Genomic DNA, 24044 nt, shown 5'->3' with positions numbered 1-24044 from the left:
GGGGGCTTGCCCGGTGTCCGGACGCGTGAAAAACTCACCCACTGTTGAGTTCACTGGATGTTGAGTTCCTGTCCGAGCAGAAGGTGGTGCCCGACCATGCGTGAACTGGTGGAGGCGATCGAGTCCCCGGACGCGGCGCCGGCCGACCTGGCGGCCCTCGGGGTGCCGCACTCCTACCGGGCCGCCGTCCTGCACAAGGCGGACGCCGGCCTGTTCGACGGCGTACCGCTGCGCGAGCGGCGCCCGGCCGACTCGCTGCACGTCGAGGAGGTGCCCACGCCCGAACCCGGTCCCGGCGAGGTGCTGGTCGCGGTCATGGCGAGCGCGGTGAACTACAACACCGTCTGGAGCGCCCTGTTCACCCCCGTGTCGACCTTCGCCTCCCTGGAGCGCTACGGCCGCCTCGGCGGCCTCGCCGCCCGCCACGACCTGCCCTACCACGTCATCGGCTCCGACCTCGCCGGCGTCGTGCTCAAGTGCGGCCAGGGCGTGCGCCGTTGGCGGACCGGCGACCGGGTCGTCGCGCACTGCGTCTCCGTCGAGCTGGAGGACCCCGAGGGCCACGGCGACCCCATGCTCGACCCGGAACAGCGCATCTGGGGCTACGAGACCAACTTCGGCGGCCTCGCCGACCTCGCCCTCGTCAAGGCCACCCAGCTGCTGCCCAAGGCGGCCCACCTCACCTGGGAGGAGGCCGCCTCACCCGGACTGGTCAACTCCACCGCCTACCGCCAGCTCGTCACCCCTCAGGGCGCCGGCATGAAGCAGGGCGACAACGTCCTCATCTGGGGCGCCGTCGGCGGCCTCGGCTCCTACGCCACCCAGCTCGCCCTGGCCGGCGGCGCCAACCCCATCTGCGTCGTCTCCTCACCCGAGAAGGCCGCGCTCGCCCGCTCGCTCGGCGCCGAGCTGGTCATCGACCGCAACGCCGAGGGCTACCGCTTCTGGAGCGACCCCCACACCCAGGACCCCACGGAGTGGAAGCGCTTCGGCCGGCGCATCCGCGACCTGACCGGCGGCGAGGACGTCGACATCGTCTTCGAGCACCCCGGCCGCGAGACGTTCGGCGCGTCGGTCTACGTCACCCGCAAGGGCGGCACCGTCGTCACCTGCGCCTCCACGGCCGGCTACGTCCACGAGTACGACAACCGCTACCTGTGGATGTCCCTCAAGCGGATCATCGGCACCCACTGCGCGAACTACCGCGAGGCGTGGCTGGCCAACCGGCTCATCGTCCAGGGCAGGATCCACCCCACGCTCTCGCGCACCTACCCGCTGACGGACGTGGCCGGCGCCGTCGACTCCGTCCACCGCAACGAGCACCACGGCAAGATCGGCGTCCTGTGCCTGTCCCCGACGGAGGGCCTCGGCGTCACCGACCCGGAGCTGCGCGCCCGCCACGAGGGAGCCATCAACCGGTTCCGCACGGCCGCGGTCACGGACCGCGTGGTGACGGGGGTGGCGGCGTGAGCGGGGGAGCGGGGCGGGTCGCCGGCACCGATGGGATGGGCGGGGGAGCGGAGGGCCGGGCCCTCGGCGCCGGCGCCTTGAGCGGGGGAGCGGATCGGACCTCCGGTACCGGCGGCGTGAGCGGAGAAGTGGGACCGGCTCCCGGCACCGGTGGTGCTCCCGGCGGCGAACTGCCCAGCGTCCCGGGCGTCCTCGGAGTCGTCGGGCTCGGGGCTGTCGGCTGCGCACTCGTCCGGCGGGCCGCGCTCGCCGGGTACGACGTGGTCGTCCTCGACCCGCACCCGGACGCGGCCGCCCGCCTCGACGGACTCGTGCAGGACACGGTGCCCACCGGCCGCCTCAGACTGACCGACGACTGGGCCGCGTTCGCGTCCGCCGACGTCGTCGTGGAAGCCGTGCCGGAGCGCCGCGAGGCCAAGACCGAGGTGCTGCGCGCCCTCGACCGGGTCTGCCCGCCCGCCACCGTGCTGGCCACCACGGCGTCCGCGCTGTCGCTCACCGACCTCGCCACCGCCTGCGGCCGCCCCGGCCGTGTCGTCGGGCTGCACCTGGCCCTGCCCACTGCCGAGGTCGCCGAGGTCGGCCGTACGGTCGTCGCGGACGCCGAGGCCGTCGAGTGGGTCCGCGACCTCGCCCGCGACCTCGGCCTGGACCCCGTCACCGTCGGGGACCGGGCCGGACTGGTCTCCGCCTCCCTGCTGTTCGGGTACCTCAACCACGCGGTCGCCCTGTACGACCAGGGCGTCGTCGCCCGCGACGACATCGACGCGGCCATGCGGTACGGCTGCGGACTGCCGCTCGGCCCGCTCGAACTCCTCGACGTGATCGGCGCCGACACCGCCTGCGACGTCCTGGCCGCGCTCGCCGACCGCCTGGACGAGCCCTCCCTGCAACCGGCCCGCCGGCTCCGGCACATGGCACTCGCGGGCCTGCTCGGCCGCAAGACCGGCCGCGGCTTCTACGCCTACCCGGCACCGCCCGCCGGGGCCGGTACCGACGCCGGCCCGGACGTCCTCCGCCCGCTGCCCGTGACCCGGGCGGGCGTCGTCGGGACCGGCACCATGGCCGCCGGCATCGCCGAGGTCCTCGCCCGCAACGGCATCACCACCCTGCTCGTGGGCCGCAGCGACGAGCGCGCCAAGAGCGCCTGGGAGGCGGTCGCCGCCTCCACCGGCCGCGCCGTACGCCGGGGCAGGATGACCGAGGCCGAACAGTCCGCGCTGCTGGGCCGGTTGGAGCCGGGCAGCGATCTCGGCCGGCTCGCCGGCTGCGACCTCGTCGTCGAGGCCGTCGCCGAGGACCTGGCCGTCAAGAAGCCCCTCTTCGCCCGGCTCGGCGCCCTGTGCGGCCCGGACACGCTGCTCGCGACCACCACCTCCAGCCTGCCGGTCATCGAGTGCGGCCTCGCCTCCGGGCGCCCCCGCGACGTGGTCGGACTGCACTTCTTCAACCCGGCCCCGGTGATGAAGCTGGTCGAGGTGATCCCCTCGCTGGAGACCGCGCCCCACCACCTCGCCACCGCACGGGAGTTGTGCCGGCGCATCGGCAAGCACCCGGTGCAGTGCCTGGACCGGCCGGGCTTCGTCGTCAACGCGCTGCTCTTCCCCTACCTCAACGGCGCCGTCCGCCTCGCCGAGAGCCACTACGCGAGCGCCGACGCCATCGACCAGGTCATGAAGGGCGGCTGCGGTTTCCCACTCGGCCCCTTCGAACTCCTCGACGTCATCGGCCTGGACGTCTCCCTGAGCATCCAGCAGGTCCTGCACACCGCCGACCGCCGCCCCGCCTCGGCACCGGCCCCGCTCCTCGGCCACCTCGTGGCGGCCGGCCGGGTGGGCCGCAAGGCGGGCGCCGGCTTCCGGGTGTACGGCTGAGACGACCGCGCCGGTCCCGCCGGACTGCCCGTCGCCGTTCACCCCGCGCCCCGTTCCCGAGCGCCACCCCCCCTCGCCGCCCCGAAGGACCCGCCGATGAACCACCAGGCCTGTGAGAACCCGACGCCCACCGCATCCCCCACCACCGCCCCGGCCCCCGTCCTCTCCGAGGAGTCCGCCGACGCCTTCGCCTGGTCGATGCTGATCGACCTCATCGGCCACGGTCTCGCGGGCCGCGCCTCCCACCCCCCGCACTCCACCGACCCGGGCTCCGCCCACTCCGCTGCCGCCGACCCGGCTTCCGCCGACCCGGAGGGGAAGGTGAGCGAGCGATGAGCACCCCGCAGGCCGCGGAGGCCACGGAGGCCACGAAAGCTCCGCTGGCCCCGCTGGCCCCGCTGGCCCCGCAGGCCGCGGGGGCCACGGACACCACTGAGGCCCCGCGGGCCGCGAAGACCACGGCCGTCGTGGACACCACGGCCGCCGTTCCCGCCGCCCCGGGCGAGACCCGCGAGCCCCGCGAGACCGGCGAGACCGGCGAGATCCGCGAGACCGACGCGGAGGTGTCCGCCGCCGTCCGTGCCGTCGCCGAAGCCGCCCGGCGGGCCGCGCGGCGGCTCGCCCTGAGTACCGGCGCGGAGCGCGCCACCGCGCTGCGCCTGATCGCCGGCCGGCTGTCCGCGCACGCCGGGGGCGTCCTCGCCGCCAACGCCGAGGACCTGGCCGCCGCCCGCGCCGCGGGCCGGGACGCGGCCGTCCTGGACCGCCTCGCCCTCGACCGCGCCCGGCTCGACGCCCTCGCGGCGACCGTGCGGAGCGTCGCCGACGAGCCCGACCCGGTGGGCGGCGTCGACGGGGGCGGGGTGATGCCCAACGGCCTGGAGGTGCGCCGCGTCCGGGTCCCGCTGGGCGTGGTCGGCATGATCTACGAGGGGCGCCCCAACGTCACCGTGGACGCGGCCGCTCTGTGCCTCAAGAGTGCCAACGCCGTGCTGCTGCGCGGCAGTTCCACCGCCCGTCGCACCAACGCCGCACTGGTCGCCGTGATCCGCTCGGCCCTCGCCGACACCAGCCTGCCGGTGGACTCCGTGTGCCTGGTGCCCGGCGCCACCCACGCCTCCGTACACGCCCTGATGGCGCTGCGCGGCCTGGTGGACGTCCTGGTGCCGCGCGGCGGCCACGACCTCATCCGGGCGACGGTCCGCGACTCGGCCGTCCCCGTCATCGAGACCGGCGTGGGCAACTGCCACGTCTACGTCGACGAGCACGCCGACCTCGACAAGGCCCTGGCCGTCCTGCTCGACGCCAAGACGCGGCGCCCCTCGGTCTGCAACGCGGCCGAGTCGCTCCTCGTGCACACGGCCGTCGCGGACGCCTTCCTGCCCCGCGCGCTCACGGCGCTCGCCGCGCACGGGGTGCTGGTGCACGGGGACGCGCGGGTCCGGTCGTACGACCCGGCGGTGGTGCCCGCCACCGAGGAGGACTGGGGCCGCGAGTACCTCGCCCCGGAGCTGTCCGCGGCCGTCGTCGGCTCGCTGGACGAGGCGGTCGAGCACATCCGCCGGTACGGCACCGGGCACACGGAGGCCGTCGTCAGCGACTCCCAGTCCGCCGTACGGCGCTTCGTGGCCCTGATGGACACCGCGGTCGTCGCGGTGAACGCCTCCACGCGGTTCGCTGACGGCGGCCAGATCGGACTGGGCACCGAACTCGGCATCTCCACGCAGAAACTACACGCGCGCGGCCCGATGGGACTGGCCGCGCTGACCACCACCACCCACGTCCTGGTGGGTGACGGACACGTCCGGGACGGAGCCGCCGTACCGGAGACGTGAACAGGAGGACCGGCCATGTACGTGCGCATCATCACCGAGACCCGGCCGTCGGGCTGGCTGCTGTACGCGGAGGAGACGCCGCCCGAACGGCGCCGACCGCCGCTGCCCGTGCCGTTGGGACTCGCCGGCGTCGAGGACGACCCCGCCGAGCCGCACATCGTGCGCGGCATCGACTGAACGCCCGTACGCGCTACGGCCCGACGCGCCCCCACGGCCCTGGCAGGCCCGCGTCCACGGCGCCCCCGCTCACCGCCGGGCGGGACAGTCGTCAGCGATGGGCGGGAGCGGGAAACGGCGCCGGCAGCTCGCCGGAGAGGACCTTGCGCTCCTGCAGCCCGGTCAGCCGGACGACCACCACGACGGCGAGGACCGCGGCCGCGATGTCGAGGCCGTCGGAGAACAGCATCGTCGCGGCGGCCCCGTGCACTTCGTCCGCCGTCCCGGCCTGACGCCAGCCACCGTCGGCGAACCGGCTCACGGCGAGGCCGGCGAGCCACAGGGTCCACCAGGCGTTGACCGGCCCGTGCCCGGACCGCGAGCCCCACGGAGCGCTGGCGTCCCAGCAGTCCGCGACGATCCGGCGCGGGAACCACAGGTTCACCACCGGGCAGAACCAGGCGCCGATGGTCCACCCCCGGCGCATGCGGTGCCGGGAGGCGTCGAACACCTCGGCGTTGCCCCGGATCCGCCACAGCCAGCACAGGAAGACGACGGCCGTGGCCACCATCGCGACACCGTGCGCGATGGCGGAGGCGGAGATGAGGGTGTCCGCGTGGTCCGCCCGGTGGATCACGCCGGCGCCGGTGACGCCGTCGGCCAGGTCGCCGGTGACGTCCATCTCCAGCAGGTCCGCGTAGCAGGCGAACAGATCGGTGGCGACGACGAGGCCGAGCAGCACCACGGTGGCGCGGCCGAGCGCGGCGGGCGAGCGCAGCCAGGGGCCGGGCGGGGCGGCGTACGGCGGAGCCGGCATGGGCGTGGTCATGAAGAAGTCCCCCGGGAAGACGAGATCCGAACCGGCGCCCGGTCCTCCCCGAACCGGCGCGGGCACGCTGATGCCCGCGCACGTGCGAAGACGTGCGCGGACACTGGAACATACGGTCGGACACCGCCCCGCGTCCACTGGCTTCCCGGACCGACCAGGATCGCCGACGGTTTGGAACGTATCCCCGACGAACGCCGGCCCGCCCGGGGCCCTGCCCCGACCGCGGCTCGTGCCACCCGGGCCAGGACCGGAGTGCACCCCGACCACGACCGAAGCGCACTCCGGGCCCAGGACCGACGCGTCGCCGCACGTCTTACGACAAGCCCGGCACCGCCGAGGCCGGCAGGACGCGGACGCGGACCCCGGTCCGTCGCCGGTCGGTTGTTCCGTCGCCCCGCGACGGCCGTTCGACCGCGCGCGTCGCGCCCGCCACCGGCACCAGGTCGTCCGGGTGGACCACTTCCCGCGGCGGGCACGAACGGCTCCGCAGCAGCGCGCGGGCGTCCACCCCGGCCAGCCCGCGAGCGACCACGCGCCCGTCCTCGTCGAGCAGTTCCACGGGGTCGCCCGCCGCGAAGTGGCCCTCGACGCCGGTGACGTCCGCGGCGAGGAGCGGGCGGTTGTCCCGGACGACGGCGCGGGCCGCGTCCGCGGTGAGCCGTACGGCACCGCGCGGCGTACTGGCGTGCTCCAGCCACAACAGGTGGTCCGCGGCGCGCTCGCCGGTGCGGTGGAAGAGGGTGCCGGTCTCCCGGCCGGCGAGGGCGTCGGCGGCGTGCCGGGCGGCCGTCAGCACGACCGGGATGCCCGCGTCGGTGGCGATCCGCGCCGCCTCCACCTTGGTGACCATGCCGCCGGTGCCCACACCGGCCCGGCCGGCGCTGCCGAGTTCGACGTCCCGCAGGTCGTCCGGCCCGCGCACCTCGGCCAGCCGGCGCGCGCCGGGACGGCCCGGGTCGCCGTCGTACAGGCCGTCCACGTCGGACAGCAGGACCAGCAGGTCGGCACGGACGAGGTGGGCGACGAGGGCGGCGAGGCGGTCGTTGTCGCCGAAGCGGATCTCGGCGGTGGCGACCGTGTCGTTCTCGTTGACGACGGGCACCGCGCCCATCGCGAGGACCTGGCTCAGCGCCCGGTGGGCATTGCGGTACTGGGTGCGGCGGCCCACGTCGTCGGCGGTCAGCAGCACCTGCCCGACGCGCAGTCCGTGGCGGGCGAAGGAGGCGGTGTAACGGGCCACCAGCAGGCCCTGGCCCACACAGGCGGCCGCCTGCTGGCGGGCGAGGTCACTCGGACGCTCGGCGAGGCCCAGCGGCGCCAGGCCCGCGGCGATGGCGCCGGAGGAGACCAGGACGATCTCGGTACCGGTCGCCCTGGCCCGTGCGAGCACGTCGACCAGCGCGTCCACCCGGTCCGAGTCCAGCCCTCCGACAGCGGTCGTCAGGGAGGAGGACCCCACCTTCACCACGATCCGACGGGCCGTCAGAACATCGGCGCGCAGCACGGTGTCGAGCCGCGCGGTCATCGCAGGGCCGCCAGCGGATCCACGGTGCGCGACGGGCCGGCGACGACGGGACGGGGGCTGACGGTGTCCCTGGCTGCGCGGCCCTCCGGGCGGCTGGGGACGGGGTCGCCGGGCGCGGCGCTCTTCTCCGCGGGGCGTGTTCCAGAGGTGTCGTGCACGGCTTCGGGGTCCTCCGGAGGGCTGGGGACGGAATCCACGGGCGCGGCGCTCTTCTCCGCGGGGTGCGCCGCACAGGTGCCGTGCGCGGCCACAGGGCCTTCCTCGCGGGCGGTGTCACCGACGGCGCGTTGCGCGATCGGCTGGTCGCCGGCATCCCCGGCCGTCCCCGTGCCGAGCGCGCGCACCTCGTGCAGCAGTGCGTGCACCGTCTCCACGACGAGCACCGGTCGCTCGTACGGCAGGTCGTGTCCCTGTCCCGGGACGAGCTGCAGGACCGCTCCCGGGACGGCACGGGCGAGCCGACGGGCCTGGTCCGGCGGGGTGTAGCGGTCGCGGGCGCCGACCAGGACCCGGGTGGGCACCCGGGCCAGGGCGGCCAGGCGCCCGGCGCAGTCGTGGGTGGTGAGCGCGGCGAGGAACTCCGCGAGGATCAGCACCGGTACGTGCCGCAGCGCCCGCGCGTCGGCGCGCGCGGCCGCGCCCCGCCCGTCCCCGCCGAGCAGCGCCCGCCACAGCGGGGCCGTCGTCGGGTGGGAGAGGGGGCCGGTCAGCAGCCGGTGCACGGCGCGCGCGCAGCGGGGCGAACGCAGCAGTGCGTCGGTGGTGCGCCGCCGGGCCAGCGCCTGGCGGCGGTCGAGGCGGTCGGCCGACGCGGGCGGCACGTCGCCGACGCCGTCCAGGCAGGTGGAGACGAGCGCGACGGCCGCGACCCTGGTCCCGAACAGGCCGGGGTGCCGCGCCGCGAGCTGCTGGATCGCCATGCCGCCCATCGAGTGCCCGACGAGCAGGACCGGACCGCCGTACGACGTCGTCGTCGCGTCGAGGACCCGGGCGAGGTCGTCGCCGAGCAGGGCCATGTCGAGCCGGGCGGTGCCGCGGCCGGAGGCGCCGTGGCCGCGCTGGTCGTAGGTGACCGTGCGCAGCGCCGGGAAGCCGGGCCGGGGCCGGGCCAGCGCGTCGACGTGGGGCCGCCAGTCGCGCGCGGACATGGTCCAGCCGTGCGACAGCAGCACGGTCGCCTCGGCGTCGGCAGGACCGTGAACGCGTACCGCGAGGTCCGTGCCGTCGTCGGTGCGCACGGTACGGCGCCCCCCGTCCGTGCCGTCGTCGGTGCGCACGGTGCGGTGCGTCCGGCCGGGGCGGGCCGGGGCGGGCGCCGTCACGACGCCGGTCCGGGGTCGGCGCCGCCGACGCGGGCACGACGCCCCCGGGGGCGCGGCGGCCGTTCGGCGCGGGGGGTCCGGCCGTGGGCGCAGAGGGAGGCGAACTCGGCGAGCTGCCAAGCCTGTTCGACCTGGTGGCAGGTCATGCCCAGCGCTCCAGCGATGCGCCGTGGACCCCAGCCGTGGTGGCGCAGGAACCATACGTACGCCGGACGCTCCCGCTGCTGGGGGCGCAGCCGGCGGCGGTCGTCCGCGAGGAGGGCGTCGAGCTCGGGGTCGGAGGCGCCCAACGACGCGGCGACGCGCAGCAGTTCGCGGCGTTCGCGGACGTTGAGGCCGCCCCAGATGCCGGTGCTCTCCTCGTGCCGCAGGGCCTCGCGCAGACAGTCGCGGGAGACCGGGCAGCGGGCGCAGACCTGTTTGGCGGGGGCCTCGGGGTCGTGGTCGCCCGACCTGCCGGCGGACGGGAAGAAGATCTCGGGGTCGGTGTCACGACAGGCCGCGCGCTCCACCCAGGGGTCGGTGCCCACGCGCTGTGGTGCCGGTGCGTACATGGCGGTCGGCCCTTTCTCGGCGGAAGGCGGCCGTATCTGACCCCCACGGTAAACTCAACAAGCGATGATTTCAATGCTTGTTGAGTTCCCTCCCGGTTGCGTCCAGATGTCCGGGGCGTGTGCCCGGCGGTGTGGTTGAGATTTGGACGATCGGTGCAGGTCCGGTGGATTCCACGAGCGTTGAAATTCACTCTTGATGAGTCAAGTCCCGTGTCGTACCGTCGCTCTCGTAAGCCACCGCCGAAGCCCGCGAGGGCGTCGGGGCGCCCACATGCCCGGCACCGGCCCGCGCAGCCGCGGCCTGCTGAGAGCGCCCCCGGCGGAAGTGTCACGTCCGTGCCCGCGCTCATCGCACCGCCGGGCCGACGTTCTTGTTCGCGCCGTCAACGGCGCTCGCAACGGGGGAGCACGGCCGTACGCCGGGGGGTGTTCGGCATGCCACGACTTCCGGAGTGAGGGCTGCTCGTCGCCGCGCGGTGCCCGCCGTCCGGGCACGCGACGGCCGGTTCCGCCCGCCGGGCGCGGGCTCGTGATCGCACGTCACCGTCACAGAGTCCTTGGAGACCCCATGCCCGTCGTCAGTGCACCCGTGGTCGTCCTGCCGCGTCACCAGGTCACGACCGAGGAGATACTCGAGCGGATCGCGAAGGACTACCCGGACCACCCGCGCCTCGCCCACCTCGGGCGCTTCATCCGCGCCACCACCGTACGGACCCGCTGGTACACCCGGCCGCTGGCCGAGCAGTGGCACACGGACGGCTCCGCGGCCGAACGCACCCGCCGGCACCTGCAGGACTCACTCGAACTGGCCGAGTCGGCGGCGCGCGGCTCCCTTCTGGAGGCGGGACTGGGGCCCGAGGACGTCGACGCCGTCGTGGTGGCCAGTGCCACCGGCCACACCATGCCGGGACTCGACGTCCTGCTGCTGCAAAGACTCGGCCTGCGCCCCTCGGTGCGCCGCATCCCCGTCAACCAACTCGGCTGCAACGGCGGTCTCTTCAGTCTCTCGACGGCCGCCGAACTGGTCGCCGCGCGCGGCAGCACCGTGCTCGTGGTGTGCGCCGACGTGTTCAGCCACTACCTGCACCGGCGGGACACCGGCCTGGACGGGATGATCTTCAAGGGGATCATCGGGGACGCGGCCGGCGCGTGCGTCGTCGGTCCCTCCGCGCGCGGTCCGCGCCTGGAACTGCGGGAGTCCTGGGAGTGGTTGCACCGTGGCAGCGCGGACGTCGTGGGGTCCTTCACCGACGACGACGGGCTGCACACGTTCAACTCCCGGCGCCTGCTCACCACGATCGCGGAGGTCATGCCCCAGGTGAAGGAGTGGCTCCGGCGCACGGGGACCGCCGGCGAGGGCGCCGGACCCGAGTTCGTGGTCTCCCACACGGGGAGCTCCAAGGTGCTCGACGCCGTCGTGGCCGGCCTCGACGCCGACCCCGAACTCTTCGGCCTGGCCCGCGACTCCCTGCGCGAGGTGGGCAACGTCGGCTCGGTCTCCGTGCTGGAGGTCATGGAGCGCACGTTCCGCAAGCCGCCGCAGGACGGCGCCCAGGGCCTCGTGGTCGCGGTCGGCCCCGGCGTGTCGGTGATGGCGCTGCGAGGCGTGTGGCACGGCTGCGGCTGAGGGCGCGCGGGCGTGGGTGCTCGGGTGGGAGTGCGGTGGACGGGCCGAGGGGCGGACCGGCGGGGCCGTGAGACATGCGGGCCGCTGTGAAGGAGGTGTCCCGCAGTGGCCGTTCACCGGGCGGGCGGACGCCTCCTCCGGACCCGCGCCTCCGGATCGACTGCCTGGGATTCCGCACCGGTTGTCAGCAACCCTCGGCCGGCGGCCGGGAGTGATCGTTGGCCGGTGCCGGGCGTCCCGGTCGGCCACCGGGTGCCCCCGGCTGACTGCCAGGTGCCCCGGTGGGCCGGGGGACGCCCCCGGCCCGGATCAGTCCGTCGCGGGGTCGTGCGGTCGGCGCGGCTCCAGCGTGGCGGACAGGCGCAGCTCCAGGGCCGGCACCACCCAGTCGATGAACTCCTCGAAGTCCATCGAGGCGAGCGGCTGGATCTGGAGCACGTAACGCATCAGCGCCAGTCCCGCGAGGTGGCCGGAGGCCAGGGCCGCGCGGGTCGTGGCGTCGGGGCGCTCCCGGTAGCCGGACGCCTGCGACCAGGCCTTGGTGCTGGCCTCGATGCGCTCGCGCAGGATATCCGAGGTGGCGCTGTCGGCGAGGCCCGCCCGGTAGATGGCGGTCATCGCGTAGCGGGTGCTCTCGTGCTCCCAGAAGGAGAAGTACGTCTGGGCGATCCACGTCGCCTCGCTGGCGTCCGTACCGGTGCTCGGCATGTTGTCGAAGCTCGCCGAGACGCTGAACGAGGAGTTGATGGCGGCGTCGAAGACGCCTTCCTTGTTGCCGAAGAAGTGGTGGACGAGTGCCGGGTCCACTTCCGCGTCCTCGGCGATGGCGCGGATGGTGGTGCGCGCGTATCCCCGGTCGGCGAAGAGGTGGAGCGCCGATTCGAGGATCTGCTCGCGGGTACCGCTGTCCCCGGGGCGGCGTCCACTGCGGGCGCGCCGCGGGCGCGTGTCCTTGGCGGACGCCGAGGCGGTCCGGCTGCCCGACCCGGACTTGCGGGGGGCACTCGTCGAGTCGTATGTCTGCCTGGATGTCATGGAATCACTGCACTTCGCGGGGGGTACGAGCGATTAATTCACCGCATAGTGAAAACATCCTAGCAGGCGCACCGGAGAGCGTCCATCCGCAGCGGCCCAGGAGGATCGCCCGCCTGCGGTGGCTCGTTGGCCGAGGGGAAGACTTCCCGTCCCGGGAAGAAAGATACTGCGCAAGCGGAATGCGGCCGGAAGTCGGCAGGGGGCCCGGGGCGGCGCGAAGCCGGAGTCGGCGGGGGAGCGCCCCCTCGGCGGGGTGCGGGGTGCGCCTCAAGTGGAAGTGGGGCGCGCGTCACGGTGGCTGAGCGTCACCCGAGCCCTGGGGCCCCGAAGTTCAAGAGCCCGAAGCCCAGGAGTCCAGGGAGCCCGGATTCCCGCAGTACCGAAGTCCGAGCCGCACCCCGCTGCCCCTGCCACCTCACGCCGCCCCCTCCGTCCCTTCAATCCCTTCAACCCCGAGCAACGTCCGCCGCAGTCCGGGCGCGATCGCCGCGATCAGGGTCTCCACGTCCAGCGCGGACACCGCCCGGACCCCGATCAGGTGGCGGACGAGGGCGACGCCGCTGAGCTGGGCGCCGAACAGCGCCGTGCGGATCTCCGCGTCCTCGCCCGGGAGTTCGTGGTCGACCATGGCGTTGAGCGCCTCGGCCGTGCGGCCGCGCAGCACGCGGGAGGCCTCCGCGTCGGACAGGGCGATCCGGTACAGCTCGACCAGCGGGGACTCCTCCTCCTCGCCCGGCTCCCACAGGGCGAGGTAGATCCGTGCCAGCCGGGCCGGCAGGTCCTCGTCGACGCCTTCGGCGACCGCCGGGCGCAGCAACCCCGCCACTTTGACGGTGCGTTCGATGAGGGCGCCGAGCACGGCGGCCTTGTCGGGGAGGAGTTCGCGGGCCTGTGCCAGGTCCAGGCCTGCCTCCTCGGCGAGTTCGGCGAAGTCGGTCTGGCGGTACCCCTTGCGGGTGAACAGGGTGCGGCCCGCGGAGACCAGGGCCTCGGTGGCCTCGATGCGCGCCTCTGCCGCGTCCACTGCGCTGGTGACGGTCATGGTGGGCAACTCCCCGTGAGTGCTCGGCGGATCCGGCAGTGAATTCACTCTCCAGTGAAGTCTGTCTCTGTTGAATTAGTCAAGCGGCTCTGCGATGATTTCAACACTCGATGAGTTATTCGGCGCTCGCCGCCCGAGGAGGAATCGTGCAGTCCATCGGCATCACCGGAGTGGGCTCGTACCTGCCCGAGGCCATCGTCAGCAACGCGGAGATCGGGCACGGGGCCGGCGTGACCGACGAATGGATCGTCCGCAAGACCGGCATACGTGAGCGGCGCCGGGCCGCACCCCACCAGGCCACCTCCGACCTCGCCGCGGAGGCGGCCGAACGCGCGCTGCACCGGGCCGGGCTGACGGCCGACGAGCTGGCGTACGTGGTGGTCGCCACCTCCACCCCCGACCACCCGCAGCCCGCCACCGCGGCGCTCGTGCAGGACCGCATCGGCGCCCGCGCGGCCGCCGCCTTCGACGTCAACGCGGTGTGCAGCGGCTTCGTCTACGCCCTGAAGACCGTGGAGAAGCTGCTGGCCGCCGCCGCGCCCGGCGAACCACGGCACGGGCTGGTGATCGGTGCCGACCTGTACTCCCGCATCCTCGACTACGCCGACCGCCGCACCGCCGCGCTGTTCGGCGACGGGGCCGGCGCGGTGGTGCTCGGGCCCGTCCCCGCCGGGCGCGGCCTGCGGCACATCTCCCTCGTCTCGCACGGCGACGCGCACGGGCTGATCCGGGTCGAGGCCGGCGGCAGCCGCCTCCCCGCCTCGCCGCTGACCCTCGCGGAGGGCGGCCACTACTTCCGGATGGACGGGCGGGGCGTGCGCGCCTTCGTCACCCGCACCCTGCCGCGCGAGGTCGACCGGCTGCTGCGCGAGGCCGCCGTACCGCCGGACGCCGTACGGCACTTCGTCCCGCACCAGGCCAACGGCGCGATGCTCGCCGACCTCTGGCCGGACCTCGGGCTGCGCGGCGCCGACCTGCACCTGACGCTGGAGCGGTACGCCAACACCGGCGCGGCCTCCGTCCCGGTCACGCTCGCCGAGATGGACCGCAGGGGCGCGGTGGCGGCCGGCGACCTGGTGGTGCTGGCCGCGTTCGGTGGCGGCATGAGCCTCGGCACCGCCCTGCTCGACTGGACCCTCGACCGGGCTGCCCCGGCGCCGGACCCCGCCCCCGTCCCGGCCGGCGAGCTGCTCTCGCCGCTGAGCCGGTGAAGGGGGAGGACGGCATGAGCACGCAGGAGAGCGCGACGGACCGCGCCGACGCCACGCCCGTTACCCCCGCAGCCGATCTGCGGGGCCGGGTCGCCGAGTTGCACGCCCTGCGCGAGCGGGTCGAGCAGGGCGACGAACGCGCCACGGCCGCGCAGCGCGGCAAGGGGAAGCTGACGGCGCGGGAGCGCATCGGGCTGCTGCTCGACCCCGGCTCCTTCCAGGAGGTGGAGCCGCTGCGGCGGCACCGGGCGACCGGCTTCGGCCTGGAGGACCGGCGGCCGCACACCGACGGCGTGATCACCGGCTGGGGGACCGTGCACGGGCGCACCACGTTCGTCTACGCCCACGACTTCCGCATCTTCGGCGGCGCGCTCGGCGAGGCGCACGCCCAGAAGATCCACCGCATCATGGACCGCGCCCTCGCCGCCGGTGCCCCGCTGGTCTCCCTCAACGACGGCGCGGGCGCCCGCATCCAGGAGGGCGTCACCGCGCTCGCCGGCTACGGCGGCATCTTCCAGCGCAACACCAAGGCGTCCGGCGTCATCCCGCAGATCTCGGTGATGCTCGGCCCGTGCGCGGGCGGCGCGGCCTACAGCCCCGCCCTCACCGACTTCGTCTTCATGGTCCGCGAGACCTCGCAGATGTTCATCACCGGCCCCGACGTCGTCCACGCCGTCACCGGCGAACGGGTCTCCATCGGCGCCCTGGGCGGCGCCGACGTGCACGCCGAGGTGTCCGGCGTCGCGCACTTCGCGCACGACGACGAGGAGACGTGCCTGGAGGAGGTCCGGTACCTGCTGTCGCTGCTGCCCCAGAACAACCGCGAGACGCCGCCGGCCGCACTGCCCGAGGACCCGGCGGACCGGCCGTGCGACGCCCTGCTCGACCTCGTCCCGGCCGACGGCAACCGGCCGTACGACATGCGCCGCGTCGTCGAGGAGATCGTCGACGACGGGGAGGTGCTGGAGGTCCACGAGCGCTGGGCCGCCAACGTGGTCTGCGCGCTCGGCCGGCTCGGCGGGCAGGTCGTCGGCCTCGTCGCCAACCAGCCGCTGGTGCAGGCGGGCGTCCTCGACATCGACGCCAGCGAGAAGGCGGCGCGCTTCGTGCAGATGTGCGACGCCTTCAACATCCCGCTGGTCACCCTCGTCGACGTGCCCGGCTTCCTGCCCGGCGTCGACCAGGAGCACCACGGCATCATCCGCCGCGGCGCCAAGCTGCTCTACGCCTACTGCAACGCGACGGTCCCCAGGATCTCCGTCATCCTGCGCAAGGCGTACGGCGGCGCGTACATCGTCATGGACTCCCGTTCCGTCGGCGCCGACCTCACCTACGCGTGGCCCACCAACGAGGTCGCGGTGATGGGCGCGGAGGGGGCCGCGAACGTCGTCTTCCGGCGCCGTATCCGCGCGGCCGAGGATCCCGAGGCGGTGCGACGGCAGCTCGTGAAGGAGTACCGGGCCGAGCTGATGCACCCCTACCACGCCGCCGAACGGGGCCTGGTCGACGACGTGATCGACCCGGCCGACACCCGCCGCGTCCTCGTCGAGTCCCTGCGCATGCTGCGCGCCAAGCACGCCGACCTGGCGGCCCGCAAGCACGGCAACCCGCCGCAATGACCGCCGAAGTGAGGGAGCGTCACATGACGAGCACGGTCACACACTCGGACGCACACCCGGGCGAGGAGGCCACCGCCCGGCCCGGGGCACCCCTGGTCCGCGTCGTCCGCGGCGGAGCGCTGCCCGCCGAGGAACTCGCCGCGCTCACCGCGGTGCTGCTGTCCCGGGCCGCCGCCCTGACGGCCGCGGAACCGGGCCCGGAGCCGGTGACGGTCGTCCCCCTGTGGGAGGGCCCGGGGGCCCGCAGCACCCCCTACCGCTCCCCGGTGAGCTGGCGCGACTGAGCCCCGCGCCGCGCGCGGCCGGTCGTGACCGCGGCCCGGGAGGTGGACACCTCCCGGGCCGCAGCCGTGTCCCGTCGCGCTCAGGGGCGCCGGGCCTCCCCGCGGTCGGCTCCGGCGGGCTCCCGGGCACCCTCGCCCGCCGCCGCGCCCGCCTGGGCGCCGGCACCGGTCGGCTCCGGCGTGTCCGTCACCGGTCCCGGCGCACCACCCGTCGCCCCGCGCGCCCCCTCGGCGAGACCCAACCGGCGTACGTCCTCCCCGGCTTCGACGCTCTCCGCGTGCTCGTCGCCCCCGGCGTCCTGGGCGGAGGCGACCGGCGTCCCGGCCCGCGGCGCCCCCGCGGCCTCCACGGGGTCCGTCTGCCACGCCCCCTCGCTGTCCTCCACCGGGCCCTCGCCCCACACGCCCTCGCCCGCCTCGCCCACGTAGGGCGTCGCGACCAGGGCGTCCGGCACGGCCCGCGGTCCCGGCGCGGCGTCCGCCCCGTCCTCCTCCGCCCCCCGCTCGGGCACCCGCACCGCCGCCGGTACCGCGCCGCGCGCCGTCGGGCCCTCCGCCCCGCACCAGTGGAGCAGCGCGCGCCGTACGCGCTCCTCGTGGCCCTCCGCTGCGCCCTCGCCGTCCGCCCAGGCCACGTAGCCGTCGGGGCGGACCAGCAGGGCGCCCGACCCCGCCAGCCTCGCGGGCGGTTCCTCGACGCGGACCGGGCAGACGCGGGAGCCCCACGCCTCGCCCAGCGCGGCCGCCCGGCCGGCCGGGGTGAGGTCGAGCAGGAGGAAACGGCCGTCGCGCATCAGCTCGTAGAGGCGGACCGGGGCCGCGCCCGGACGGCGGACCGTCAGGTCCGGCACCCGCTGCCCGGCGCGCAGGGCACGCCCGCCGCCGCGGCGGGCGTAGTCCGAGCGCAGTCCGGAGATCGCCTCGCCGGCGACGCGGCGGACCCGGCGGCTGCCGAGGAGCCGGGCCAGCGCGGTGCGCCGCAGCGCGGTGAGCGCGGGGGAGGGGCTGGTCGCCGTCCAGGTGGCCCGGTCGGTGGCCTTGAGGATCCGCGCGGCCTGCGGGCGGCGCTCGGCCTCGTAGGAGTCGAGCAGGCCGGGCGGGGCCCAGCCCTGGATGCGGGCGGCGAGCTTCCAGCCGAGGTTGACGGCGTCCTGGATACCGAGGTTGAGCCCCTGGCCGCCCAGCGGCGAGTGCAGGTGCGCGGCGTCCCCGGCGAGCAGCACGCGCCCGGTGCGGTAGTGGTCGGCCAGCCGCTGGTGGATCTTGAACCGGGCCAGCCAGGCCGGTTCGTACGGCTCCGGGTCGAAGCCCAGCGAGAGGGACATCAGCTCGCCCAGCTCCTGGAGCGTCACCGGCTCGCGCGTCCAGGGCCGGTCCCGGCGGGCGACCGCCACCCGGTACAGCCCGTCGCCGTAGGGCACGGTGACCATCACCGCGCCGTTCCCGGCGAGCACCACCACGTCGTCGACGGGCGGCGGCTTGCGCAGCCGTACGTCCGCGAGGACGGGGGCGATGTCGTACGTGCGGCCGCGGAAGGCGATCCCGGACAGTTCGCGCACCGCGCTGTGCGCGCCGTCGCAGCCGACGACGTAGTCCGCGCTCTCCTCCCACTCCTCGCCGCCCGCGCGGACCTGCAGGGTGACGCCGCTGTCGTCCTGCTCCAGCCCGAACACCTCCGCGTCGCGCACCAGGGTGACGCCGAGCTCCACGGCGTGCTTCTGCAGTACCTCCTCGGTGCGGCTCTGCGGCACGACGTGCAGAGCGGGGAAGCGGGTGTCCAGCTCGGTGAAGTCGACGACCGCCCCGCGCGCGGGGTGCAGCCGGCCCACGGGGCGCCCGTACGCCGTCAGCGCGTCGGCGTGGCCGCGCAGGTCCAGCACCTCCAGGGTGCGCGGGTACAGGCCCATCGCGCGGGACTGCGCGGACGTGGTGAGCCGGCGCTCCAGCACGGTGCAGGAGACGCCGGCGGCGGCCAGCTCACAGGCCAGGGTGAGGCCGGTGGGCCCCGCCCCGACGACGATGACGGAAGGGTCGGGAGCAGCGGTGGTCATGGTTTCCTCCTGGAGACGTCGGGCAGGGGCAGGGCCGGCGCGGCGGCCCCGGCGGGCGCGGCCGGCGTACGTCCGATCCGGGCCGCCCAGGCGCCCGCGCCGAGCACCAGCGCGCCGAGCAGCAGCCAGCCCGGCGCGCCGTGCCGGACCACCAGGAAGGTGACGACCAGCGGTCCGTAGGTGTTGCGGGCGGCGTTGCCCAGGCTGAAGAAGGCCAGGTAGACCTGGCGGCGGTCGTCCGGGGCGAGGTCGTAGGAGATGGCCCACGACCCCGCCTGCTGGTGCATCTCCGCGAACGCCTGGAATCCCACGGCGACGAGCAGCACGGCCACGGCGGCGGGCGTGGGCAGCGCGCCGGTCAGGGCGAGTCCCGCGCAGCACACGGCCAGCAGCAGCCCGCTCAGCCCGAGCGCCCGGCCGCCGTCCTCGGCGGTGCGCGTGGCGCGGGTGGCCCGCACCTGGAACAGCACCACCACCGCGGTGTTGAGCACCAGCGTCCAGGCGATCACCGGCCTGGGCAGCGTGTCGTGCGCCAGCACCCACAGCGGGACGCCCGCCGTCAGCACGGTGACGTGCAGGCTGACGGCGGAGTTGAGCGCGGTCAGCGCGGCGAACCGGCGGTCGCGGAACACCCCGAGCCGCCGTCGCAGCGGCAACGGAGCGCCGCCGCGCGCCCGTTCGCCCTCCGCGGTGCGCAACCGGGCGACCAGGACGGCGGCGAGCACGAACGACAGCGCGTCGGCGAGGACGACGGCCACGTACACCGCGTCGGCGTCGCGCACCAGCGCCGCGCCCGCGCCCAGCCCGCCCAGGGCCAGCCCGAGGTTCTGCAGGGACCGCGCCCGGCCCATCGCCCGCACCCGCTCCGCCTCGCCCACCGCGACCGCGAACAGGCCCTGCACCAGCGGGGAGGCGGCCCGGTCGGCGACGGCCAGCAGCGCCACCACGACGAGAAACGCCCCGAAGCCGGGCACGAACGGGTAGCAGGCGAGCAGCGCCGCCCGCGCCAGGTGCGCGGCGACGAGCGTACGGCGGGGCCCCACCCGGTCGGCCAGCACCCCGGTGGGCACCAGCAGCGCGAAGGACGCCGCGCCCGCGACGGACAGGCCGACGCCCACCTGGCCCGCGCCCAGCCCCAGGCAGCGGGTGAAGAACACGACGGAGACGGACATGTACAGCCCGCTGCCGAGCGCGTCGACGAAGACCGCGACGAGCAGTGCCGTCGCGGCCGTGCGCACCGGGGTCCTCATGTCCCCCTCCGTTCCCTGTCGTCGGGGTGGCCGCCGCCTGCGCCGTGCACGGGGACGGTCGACCGTGGGTGGTGCGCCCGGCACGGGCACGGCCGCCGGTGGCCGCGTGCGCCGTGCGGTCGCGGCCGGTCAGTAGTAGTGGCGCATGACCTCGTCGGCCCACGCGGGCTGGACGACCTCCTCGCGCGGCCCGAACTCCCGCAGGTACGGCTTGAGGTCGAGCACGGGGGTGCCGTCCACCGCGTCGAGCCCGGTGACGTGCACGTCGAGTCCGTCGACCTTCAGCAGCCGGCAGCGCGAGACCCCGAGCCGGTTGGGCCGGTTCTTGCCGCGCTGGGCGAAGATCCCGGTCAGCGGCCAGTCGGGATTGCCGCGCGGGTGCCGGGCGCCCGTCTGCACCTTGTGCGGCGGCACCCGGTGGAAGCGGAAGACGACCTCGGCGTGCGAGAACGTGTCGAGGCCGAGCAGCGCCTCGGGCGTGAACCGGGCCGCGTCGAGCCGGATGACCGAACGGACCTCGCCCCAGTCGTCGTCGGTGGGTTCGCGCCGCTCGCTGTGCACGAACCCGATGGGCACCACGTCGGTGAGGGCGCCCGGAGCAGGGGTCTCCCCGGCCTGCATCCCCTCGCGCACCAGCAACTCGCCCGCCGCGGCCCGCTGCACGGTCAGGTAGACCTCCTCCGGGCGGACCCCGAGCAGGTCGACCAGCCGCTGCTGCAGCAGCCGCAGCAGCGCCCCGACCTGCTCGGTGCCGTAGGTCTCCCGGCACGTGACGAAGCCGACCGGGGCGGCGGAACCGGCCCGCCACTCCGGCCGGTGGGCCTCGTCGGGGTCCAGCCGGTGCCACCACACCCAGCAGTGCCCGGCGGGCAGGCCGAGCAGCTCGGTCACCTCGTCCGCGAGCCGGCCGAGGGCGGCGCCGCCCGGTCCCGCGGCCGGCGAGTACAGCCTGATCACCGGCATCTCAGCGCACCTCGTTCAGCGGCTTGACGCCGATCACCATGCAGGTGCGCACCGGGATCAGGAACTCCCCGCCGTCCTCGCGGACACCGAGTGAGTCCCGGTGGGCGGCGGGCGCCGCGGCGAGCCGGGCGCGGATCGCGCGCTCGGCCTCCTCGCCGGACGACGCGATCTGGCACCAGCGCGCGACCGGCACCCCGGTGCGGCTCTCGGCCTGACCGCCGCGCGCGACGGGCACGTTGAGGCCGGCGCCGTGCAGGGCGGCCACCCACTCGGTGAGGGTGTGGCTGCGTACGTGCGTGGGGTCGTGCAGGACCTCCAGCTCGTGGTTGAGGGCGTCGACCTCCGGGTCCTCGTGGCCCTCCAGGTCGATCACGGCGAGGCGGCCGCGGGGGCGCAGCAGCCGCGCCATCTCGCGGACGGCGAGCGGCAGGCTCGGGAAGTGGTGGGGCGCGAGCCGGGACACCACCAGGTCGAACGAGGCGCCGGGGAAAGGCAGTTCGTCGGCGGTGGCGCGGACGGCCTCCGCCTCGGCGCCGCGTTCGGCGGCGAGCGCCCGGAAGGAGTCGAGCATCGAGGGCGCCGGGTCCACGCCCACCAGCCGCTCGGGCCCGTCGGCGGCGAAGGACAGCGCCAGGTGGCCGGCCCCGCAGGCGACGTCACAGATCGCGGCCCCGGTCTGCGGGCCGAGCGTCTCGTGCAGGGCCTCCATCGTCGGGCTCGACCGGTGCACCTCGCTGGTCGCGAAGTTCGCGGCGATCTTGTCGAACCGCCTGCTGGAGAGCGTCTCACTGCCGGGCATGGGTCCCCTTCCGTCGTCCGGCCGGATCTCAGGTGGCGGCGCCCGCGAGGGCCGCGAGCGCCGTGAGCGGGTCCCGGGCCGGACCGGGACCGCACGGGTGGAGGGTGTGCCCGAGCCCCGGGAGCACGTGGACGCGCACGCCCAGCGGGCGGGGCCCGACCAGGCGGCGGGCCGACCAGTCGGCGTACAGCAGCGGCTCGAAGACGGCGGGCGGCAGCGTCTCGTCCTGGTCGTCGGCGAGGTAGCCGACCAGGTCGTATCCGCCGTAGACGAGGTCGAGCGTGTCCACGCGGGAGGTGACGAAGGCGTCCTCCTCGATCACCGTGCCGACCAGGACGACGCGTTCGGCCCGCGGGGGCGTGCCGGTGCACAGCAGGCGCAGCAGGGCCTGTCCGCCCAGGGAGAAGCCGATCAGGGTCAGGGGGCCGGTCAGCAGGTGGCGGTGCGCGTCGAGGAGCCCCGCGAGCCGGTCGGCGCGGGCGTCGCGGTCGGCCTCGGTGGCGGGGGCGCGGCGGTCGCGGGCGGGCATGTCGCACTGCAGCACCTGGGCGCCGGCTGCGACCAGAAGGTCCGTCAGCTCCGCGAGCAGCAGGTCGTCGCGGCCGTCGCCGTCCAGGACGGAGACGGTGCCGGGGCCCGCGAGCAGCACGGTGGCGCGCGCCGGTCCGGCCGGGAAGGTCCGGCCCAGGCGGTGGGCGGTGCCGGCCGGGTCGGTGCGCCAGGTCAGGCGCCGGTGCGCGCTCACCGGCTCACCGGCGGCAGACGGCCTCGGCGAAGTCGCCGATGCGCTGGTGGAAGTAGACGCTGATGATCTCCTCGTGCAGGGCCTCGCCGTCCAGCGTCGGCACCACGGCCTCCGGCTCGCCCGGCACCGGCGCGACGAACCCGCGCTCGGCGAGCTCGGCGAAGACGGAGGCGAACGGCTCGTCCCGGAAGATCTCGACGCCGAACCTGCGGCGGTAGCGCTCGGCGCGGATCGGCTGGTTGGCCTTGAACGCGAACCCCAGCACCATCCCCGCCGACTGATGGCCCGTCAGTCTGCGTCCCGGGGCGAGGGGCAGGCCCGGGCCGGCCTTCATCCGGCTCGCGTAGCCGGTGATGTCGGCGGTGTTGTGGGTCTGCACGACCGTGTCGTCGTCGCCGGTGAGCCAGCCGTAGGCGCCGGGACCGATGGCGATCATCGTGTCGTGACGCTGCCACTTGTTGCGCGAGACCCGCGGGATGTTGCCGTCCGGGTAGGTGCCGGGCCGGTTCCACCACCCGCAGGGGCTCGGGTGGTAGCCGGCGTCCAGCAGCAGCTCCACGACCGCCTCGCGCATGGCGTAGGTCTCGCCCACGCTCGGGAAGGCGAACTGCGCGTCGAGGCGGCTCTTGACGCTCGGCACGTTCCACACGGCCCGGTTGCCGATGCCCATGCCGGCCCGGTCCGCGTTGCGCAGCCGGTAGACGGTGATGGTGGGCACGCCCAGGTCGACCAGCCGCCGGATGTCGTCGGCGACCGTCGCGGTGGTCTGCTGCGGCAGCCCGAACATCATGTCGACGTTGTACGGCTTCCCGGTCGCCCGCAGCTTGTCGATCGCGCGCAGCGACATCACCGCGTCGTGCCCGCGGCCCGCGAACGCGTTGACCTCGCTCTGCAGCGACTGCACCCCGACGCTGAACCGGTTGAAGCCGAGCGCGCACGCCTCGGCCAGCTCGTCGCCGAGGAAGTTGTCGGGGTTGCCCTCCAGGGAGATCTCGCAGTCGTCGCTCAGGCGGTAGCGCTCCCTCATGTGCGCGATCAGGTGGGCCAGTTGCTCGGTGCCGAGCAGGGAGGCGGTGCCGCCGCCGAGGTAGACCGACTCGATCGACGCCCGCCGCAGCCAGGGCGCGTGGGCGAGGTGGCGGGCGGACTCGTCGAGCAGCAGGTCGGTCCACACCTGCGGGGCGCGCGCGCCGCCGGGCCCGTCGGGGACCTTGCGCTTGACGTAGTTGCAGAAGTGGCAGACGTACGCGCACAGCGGCACGTGGAAGTACAGGTGGGCCGGCCGGCCGGCGCCCGGGTGGGTGCGCAGGGCCTCGGCGACCTCGCCCTCGGAGAGCCGCTCGCCGTAGTTGGCGGTGACGTTGATGTTGTAGTCGTCCTGGTCGATGCGCAGGGCGGGGTTCTCCCGGAGCAGCCGCGCCAGTCCGGTGCCGGGGCGCGCGGCCGGGGTGCGGCGCACGGCGGTGGTGGTGCCGGTGGTGCTCATCGCGACCTCGTCTCCTCGGGGCTGTGCGCGACGGTCGCCCTCCCGGCCCGCGCCGGGGGGCGGGCCGGGAGGGAGGCGCCGTACGCCGACGGGGGGTTGTCGGAGACGCACGGCGGCCTCTTCGCGGCCCGTCCCTCAGCGGGCCGCGAAGTCGGGGGGCGAGCGGTCAGACCTCGACCTCGATGACCGTGGCCTCGGTGATGTTGGTGGCCTCGACCAGCGTCTCGGCGGGGGCGGTGGCCGACGCGGCGCCCACCGCGCTCAGCGTCACGCCCTCCTGGCCGGGCTCCAGGTGGATGCGGATGACCTTCTTCTCCTCGGGCATGGCTCGTTCCCTTTCGTGGTGGGGCGGCACGGGTGGTGCCGC

General features: G+C 75.0%; 22 protein-coding genes. 9 read left to right on the top strand and 13 right to left on the bottom strand.

Features of this window, described 5'->3' with window-relative positions; genetic code table 11:
• Positions 1-96 precede the first annotated feature (96 nt).
• The 5 genes from ccrA to E4U92_RS35790 all read left to right on the top strand — a co-directional run bounded on the left by ccrA (position 97) and on the right by E4U92_RS35790 (position 5356).
• On the top strand, positions 97-1470 hold the full coding sequence (ccrA, locus tag E4U92_RS05565) for a crotonyl-CoA carboxylase/reductase (protein ID WP_137299115.1): 1374 nt from the start codon (positions 97-99) through the stop codon (positions 1468-1470).
• A gap of 116 nt (positions 1471-1586) precedes the next feature.
• Complete coding sequence (locus tag E4U92_RS05560; RefSeq protein ID WP_229861973.1) at positions 1587-3344, top strand: 3-hydroxyacyl-CoA dehydrogenase family protein; 1758 nt, start codon at positions 1587-1589, stop codon at positions 3342-3344.
• A gap of 96 nt (positions 3345-3440) precedes the next feature.
• Positions 3441-3680 carry a hypothetical protein gene (locus E4U92_RS05555; RefSeq protein ID WP_137299114.1) on the top strand — a complete coding sequence of 80 codons (240 nt, stop codon included), beginning with the start codon at positions 3441-3443 and terminating at the stop codon, positions 3678-3680.
• Positions 3677-5179: a glutamate-5-semialdehyde dehydrogenase gene (locus tag E4U92_RS05550; RefSeq protein ID WP_137299113.1), complete on the top strand. Its 1503-nt coding sequence runs from the start codon at positions 3677-3679 to the stop codon at positions 5177-5179. Before E4U92_RS05555 ends, E4U92_RS05550 begins: the two co-directional genes overlap by 4 nt.
• Positions 5180-5194: 15 nt before the next feature.
• The gene (locus tag E4U92_RS35790) at positions 5195-5356 is read left to right on the top strand and encodes a hypothetical protein (RefSeq protein ID WP_168725038.1); all 162 of its coding nucleotides are present in this window, start codon (positions 5195-5197) and stop codon (positions 5354-5356) included.
• 91 nt (positions 5357-5447) lie between these two features.
• On the opposite strand, the gene E4U92_RS05545 is transcribed toward E4U92_RS35790, so the two are convergent.
• From E4U92_RS05545 to E4U92_RS37000, 4 genes are all read right to left on the bottom strand, one after another.
• On the bottom strand, positions 5448-6164 hold the full coding sequence (locus tag E4U92_RS05545) for a DUF4328 domain-containing protein (RefSeq protein WP_137299112.1): 717 nt from the start codon (positions 6162-6164) through the stop codon (positions 5448-5450).
• 313 nt (positions 6165-6477) lie between these two features.
• Positions 6478-7689: a glutamate 5-kinase gene (gene proB / locus E4U92_RS05540; RefSeq protein WP_137299111.1), complete on the bottom strand. Its 1212-nt coding sequence runs from the start codon at positions 7687-7689 to the stop codon at positions 6478-6480.
• Positions 7686-9011, bottom strand: coding sequence for an alpha/beta fold hydrolase (locus E4U92_RS05535; protein ID WP_137299110.1), 1326 nt, complete (start codon positions 9009-9011; stop codon positions 7686-7688). The genes proB and E4U92_RS05535 overlap by 4 nt, the downstream gene beginning before the upstream one ends.
• Complete coding sequence (locus tag E4U92_RS37000) at positions 9008-9565, bottom strand: WhiB family transcriptional regulator (protein WP_179956561.1); 558 nt, start codon at positions 9563-9565, stop codon at positions 9008-9010. The genes E4U92_RS05535 and E4U92_RS37000 overlap by 4 nt, the downstream gene beginning before the upstream one ends.
• 568 nt (positions 9566-10133) lie before the next feature.
• Here E4U92_RS37000 and E4U92_RS05525 point away from each other — a divergent pair.
• The gene (locus E4U92_RS05525) at positions 10134-11192 is read left to right on the top strand and encodes a beta-ketoacyl-[acyl-carrier-protein] synthase family protein (protein WP_168725037.1); all 1059 of its coding nucleotides are present in this window, start codon (positions 10134-10136) and stop codon (positions 11190-11192) included.
• A gap of 309 nt (positions 11193-11501) precedes the next feature.
• On the opposite strand, the gene E4U92_RS05520 is transcribed toward E4U92_RS05525, so the two are convergent.
• Together E4U92_RS05520 and E4U92_RS05515 are read right to left on the bottom strand one after the other, a co-directional pair.
• Positions 11502-12227, bottom strand: a complete 726-nt coding sequence (locus E4U92_RS05520) for a TetR/AcrR family transcriptional regulator (protein WP_137299108.1) — start codon at positions 12225-12227, stop codon at positions 11502-11504.
• 415 nt (positions 12228-12642) lie between these two features.
• A complete protein-coding gene (locus E4U92_RS05515; RefSeq protein WP_137299107.1) occupies positions 12643-13269 on the bottom strand; it encodes a TetR/AcrR family transcriptional regulator in 627 nt (208 codons plus the stop codon).
• 146 nt (positions 13270-13415) lie between these two features.
• On the opposite strand from E4U92_RS05515, the gene E4U92_RS05510 reads away from it, so the two are divergent.
• Genes E4U92_RS05510 through E4U92_RS05500 form a run of 3 tightly spaced genes read left to right on the top strand, consistent with a single transcriptional unit; the run spans position 13416 to position 16383 of the window.
• On the top strand, positions 13416-14480 hold the full coding sequence (locus E4U92_RS05510) for a 3-oxoacyl-ACP synthase III family protein (protein ID WP_229861975.1): 1065 nt from the start codon (positions 13416-13418) through the stop codon (positions 14478-14480).
• Positions 14481-14494: 14 nt separating this feature from the next.
• A complete protein-coding gene (locus E4U92_RS05505; RefSeq protein ID WP_137299105.1) occupies positions 14495-16099 on the top strand; it encodes an acyl-CoA carboxylase subunit beta in 1605 nt (534 codons plus the stop codon).
• Between the two features lie 23 nt (positions 16100-16122).
• Positions 16123-16383: an acyl-CoA carboxylase subunit epsilon gene (locus E4U92_RS05500; RefSeq protein WP_168725036.1), complete on the top strand. Its 261-nt coding sequence runs from the start codon at positions 16123-16125 to the stop codon at positions 16381-16383.
• An 80-nt stretch (positions 16384-16463) separates the two neighbouring features.
• Here the strand turns inward: E4U92_RS05500 and E4U92_RS05495 are convergent, their stop codons facing one another.
• From E4U92_RS05495 to E4U92_RS35785, 7 genes are all read right to left on the bottom strand, one after another.
• Positions 16464-18434 (bottom strand): FAD-dependent oxidoreductase, encoded by a 1971-nt coding sequence (locus E4U92_RS05495; RefSeq protein ID WP_137299103.1) that lies wholly within the window; start codon positions 18432-18434, stop codon positions 16464-16466.
• Positions 18431-19684 (bottom strand): MFS transporter, encoded by a 1254-nt coding sequence (locus tag E4U92_RS05490; RefSeq protein ID WP_137299102.1) that lies wholly within the window; start codon positions 19682-19684, stop codon positions 18431-18433. Before E4U92_RS05490 ends, E4U92_RS05495 begins: the two co-directional genes overlap by 4 nt.
• A 129-nt stretch (positions 19685-19813) precedes the next feature.
• A complete protein-coding gene (locus E4U92_RS05485) occupies positions 19814-20305 on the bottom strand; it encodes an SAM-dependent methyltransferase (protein ID WP_137299494.1) in 492 nt (163 codons plus the stop codon).
• A 343-nt stretch (positions 20306-20648) separates the two neighbouring features.
• Positions 20649-21446, bottom strand: a complete 798-nt coding sequence (locus E4U92_RS05480) for a class I SAM-dependent methyltransferase (RefSeq protein WP_137299101.1) — start codon at positions 21444-21446, stop codon at positions 20649-20651.
• A gap of 28 nt (positions 21447-21474) precedes the next feature.
• Positions 21475-22191, bottom strand: coding sequence for an alpha/beta fold hydrolase (locus E4U92_RS05475; protein WP_137299100.1), 717 nt, complete (start codon positions 22189-22191; stop codon positions 21475-21477).
• 4 nt (positions 22192-22195) lie between these two features.
• The gene (locus E4U92_RS05470; RefSeq protein ID WP_137299099.1) at positions 22196-23677 is read right to left on the bottom strand and encodes a coproporphyrinogen-III oxidase family protein; all 1482 of its coding nucleotides are present in this window, start codon (positions 23675-23677) and stop codon (positions 22196-22198) included.
• A 166-nt stretch (positions 23678-23843) separates the two neighbouring features.
• The gene (locus tag E4U92_RS35785) at positions 23844-24002 is read right to left on the bottom strand and encodes a hypothetical protein (protein WP_158690554.1); all 159 of its coding nucleotides are present in this window, start codon (positions 24000-24002) and stop codon (positions 23844-23846) included.
• Between the last annotated feature and the right edge of the window lie 42 nt (positions 24003-24044).

The sequence above is a fragment of the Streptomyces galbus genome (genome assembly GCF_005280195.1).
GTDB lineage: Bacteria > Actinomycetota > Actinomycetes > Streptomycetales > Streptomycetaceae > Streptomyces > Streptomyces galbus.
This window is presented reverse-complemented; position numbering and strand designations above follow the sequence as displayed.

Bases quoted from the DNA above. Each gene is read 5' to 3' on its own strand.
- E4U92_RS37000 (WP_179956561.1), bottom strand. From the start codon at position 9,565: ATGTACGCACCGGCACCACAGCGCGTGGGCACCGACCCCTGGGTGGAG.
- ccrA (WP_137299115.1), top strand. From the start codon at position 97: ATGCGTGAACTGGTGGAGGCGATCGAGTCCCCGGACGCGGCGCCGGCC.
- E4U92_RS05495 (WP_137299103.1), bottom strand. From the start codon at position 18,434: ATGACCACCGCTGCTCCCGACCCTTCCGTCATCGTCGTCGGGGCGGGG.
- E4U92_RS05520 (WP_137299108.1), bottom strand. From the start codon at position 12,227: ATGACATCCAGGCAGACATACGACTCGACGAGTGCCCCCCGCAAGTCC.
- E4U92_RS05515 (WP_137299107.1), bottom strand. From the start codon at position 13,269: ATGACCGTCACCAGCGCAGTGGACGCGGCAGAGGCGCGCATCGAGGCC.
- E4U92_RS05500 (WP_168725036.1), top strand. From the start codon at position 16,123: ATGACGAGCACGGTCACACACTCGGACGCACACCCGGGCGAGGAGGCC.
- E4U92_RS05480 (WP_137299101.1), bottom strand. From the start codon at position 21,446: ATGCCCGGCAGTGAGACGCTCTCCAGCAGGCGGTTCGACAAGATCGCC.
- E4U92_RS05470 (WP_137299099.1), bottom strand. From the start codon at position 23,677: ATGAGCACCACCGGCACCACCACCGCCGTGCGCCGCACCCCGGCCGCG.
- E4U92_RS05490 (WP_137299102.1), bottom strand. From the start codon at position 19,684: ATGAGGACCCCGGTGCGCACGGCCGCGACGGCACTGCTCGTCGCGGTC.
- E4U92_RS05505 (WP_137299105.1), top strand. From the start codon at position 14,495: ATGAGCACGCAGGAGAGCGCGACGGACCGCGCCGACGCCACGCCCGTT.
- E4U92_RS35785 (WP_158690554.1), bottom strand. From the start codon at position 24,002: ATGCCCGAGGAGAAGAAGGTCATCCGCATCCACCTGGAGCCCGGCCAG.
- E4U92_RS05555 (WP_137299114.1), top strand. From the start codon at position 3,441: ATGAACCACCAGGCCTGTGAGAACCCGACGCCCACCGCATCCCCCACC.
- proB (WP_137299111.1), bottom strand. From the start codon at position 7,689: ATGACCGCGCGGCTCGACACCGTGCTGCGCGCCGATGTTCTGACGGCC.
- E4U92_RS05525 (WP_168725037.1), top strand. From the start codon at position 10,134: ATGCCCGTCGTCAGTGCACCCGTGGTCGTCCTGCCGCGTCACCAGGTC.
- E4U92_RS05485 (WP_137299494.1), bottom strand. From the start codon at position 20,305: ATGCAGGCCGGGGAGACCCCTGCTCCGGGCGCCCTCACCGACGTGGTG.
- E4U92_RS35790 (WP_168725038.1), top strand. From the start codon at position 5,195: ATGTACGTGCGCATCATCACCGAGACCCGGCCGTCGGGCTGGCTGCTG.
- E4U92_RS05545 (WP_137299112.1), bottom strand. From the start codon at position 6,164: ATGACCACGCCCATGCCGGCTCCGCCGTACGCCGCCCCGCCCGGCCCC.
- E4U92_RS05550 (WP_137299113.1), top strand. From the start codon at position 3,677: ATGAGCACCCCGCAGGCCGCGGAGGCCACGGAGGCCACGAAAGCTCCG.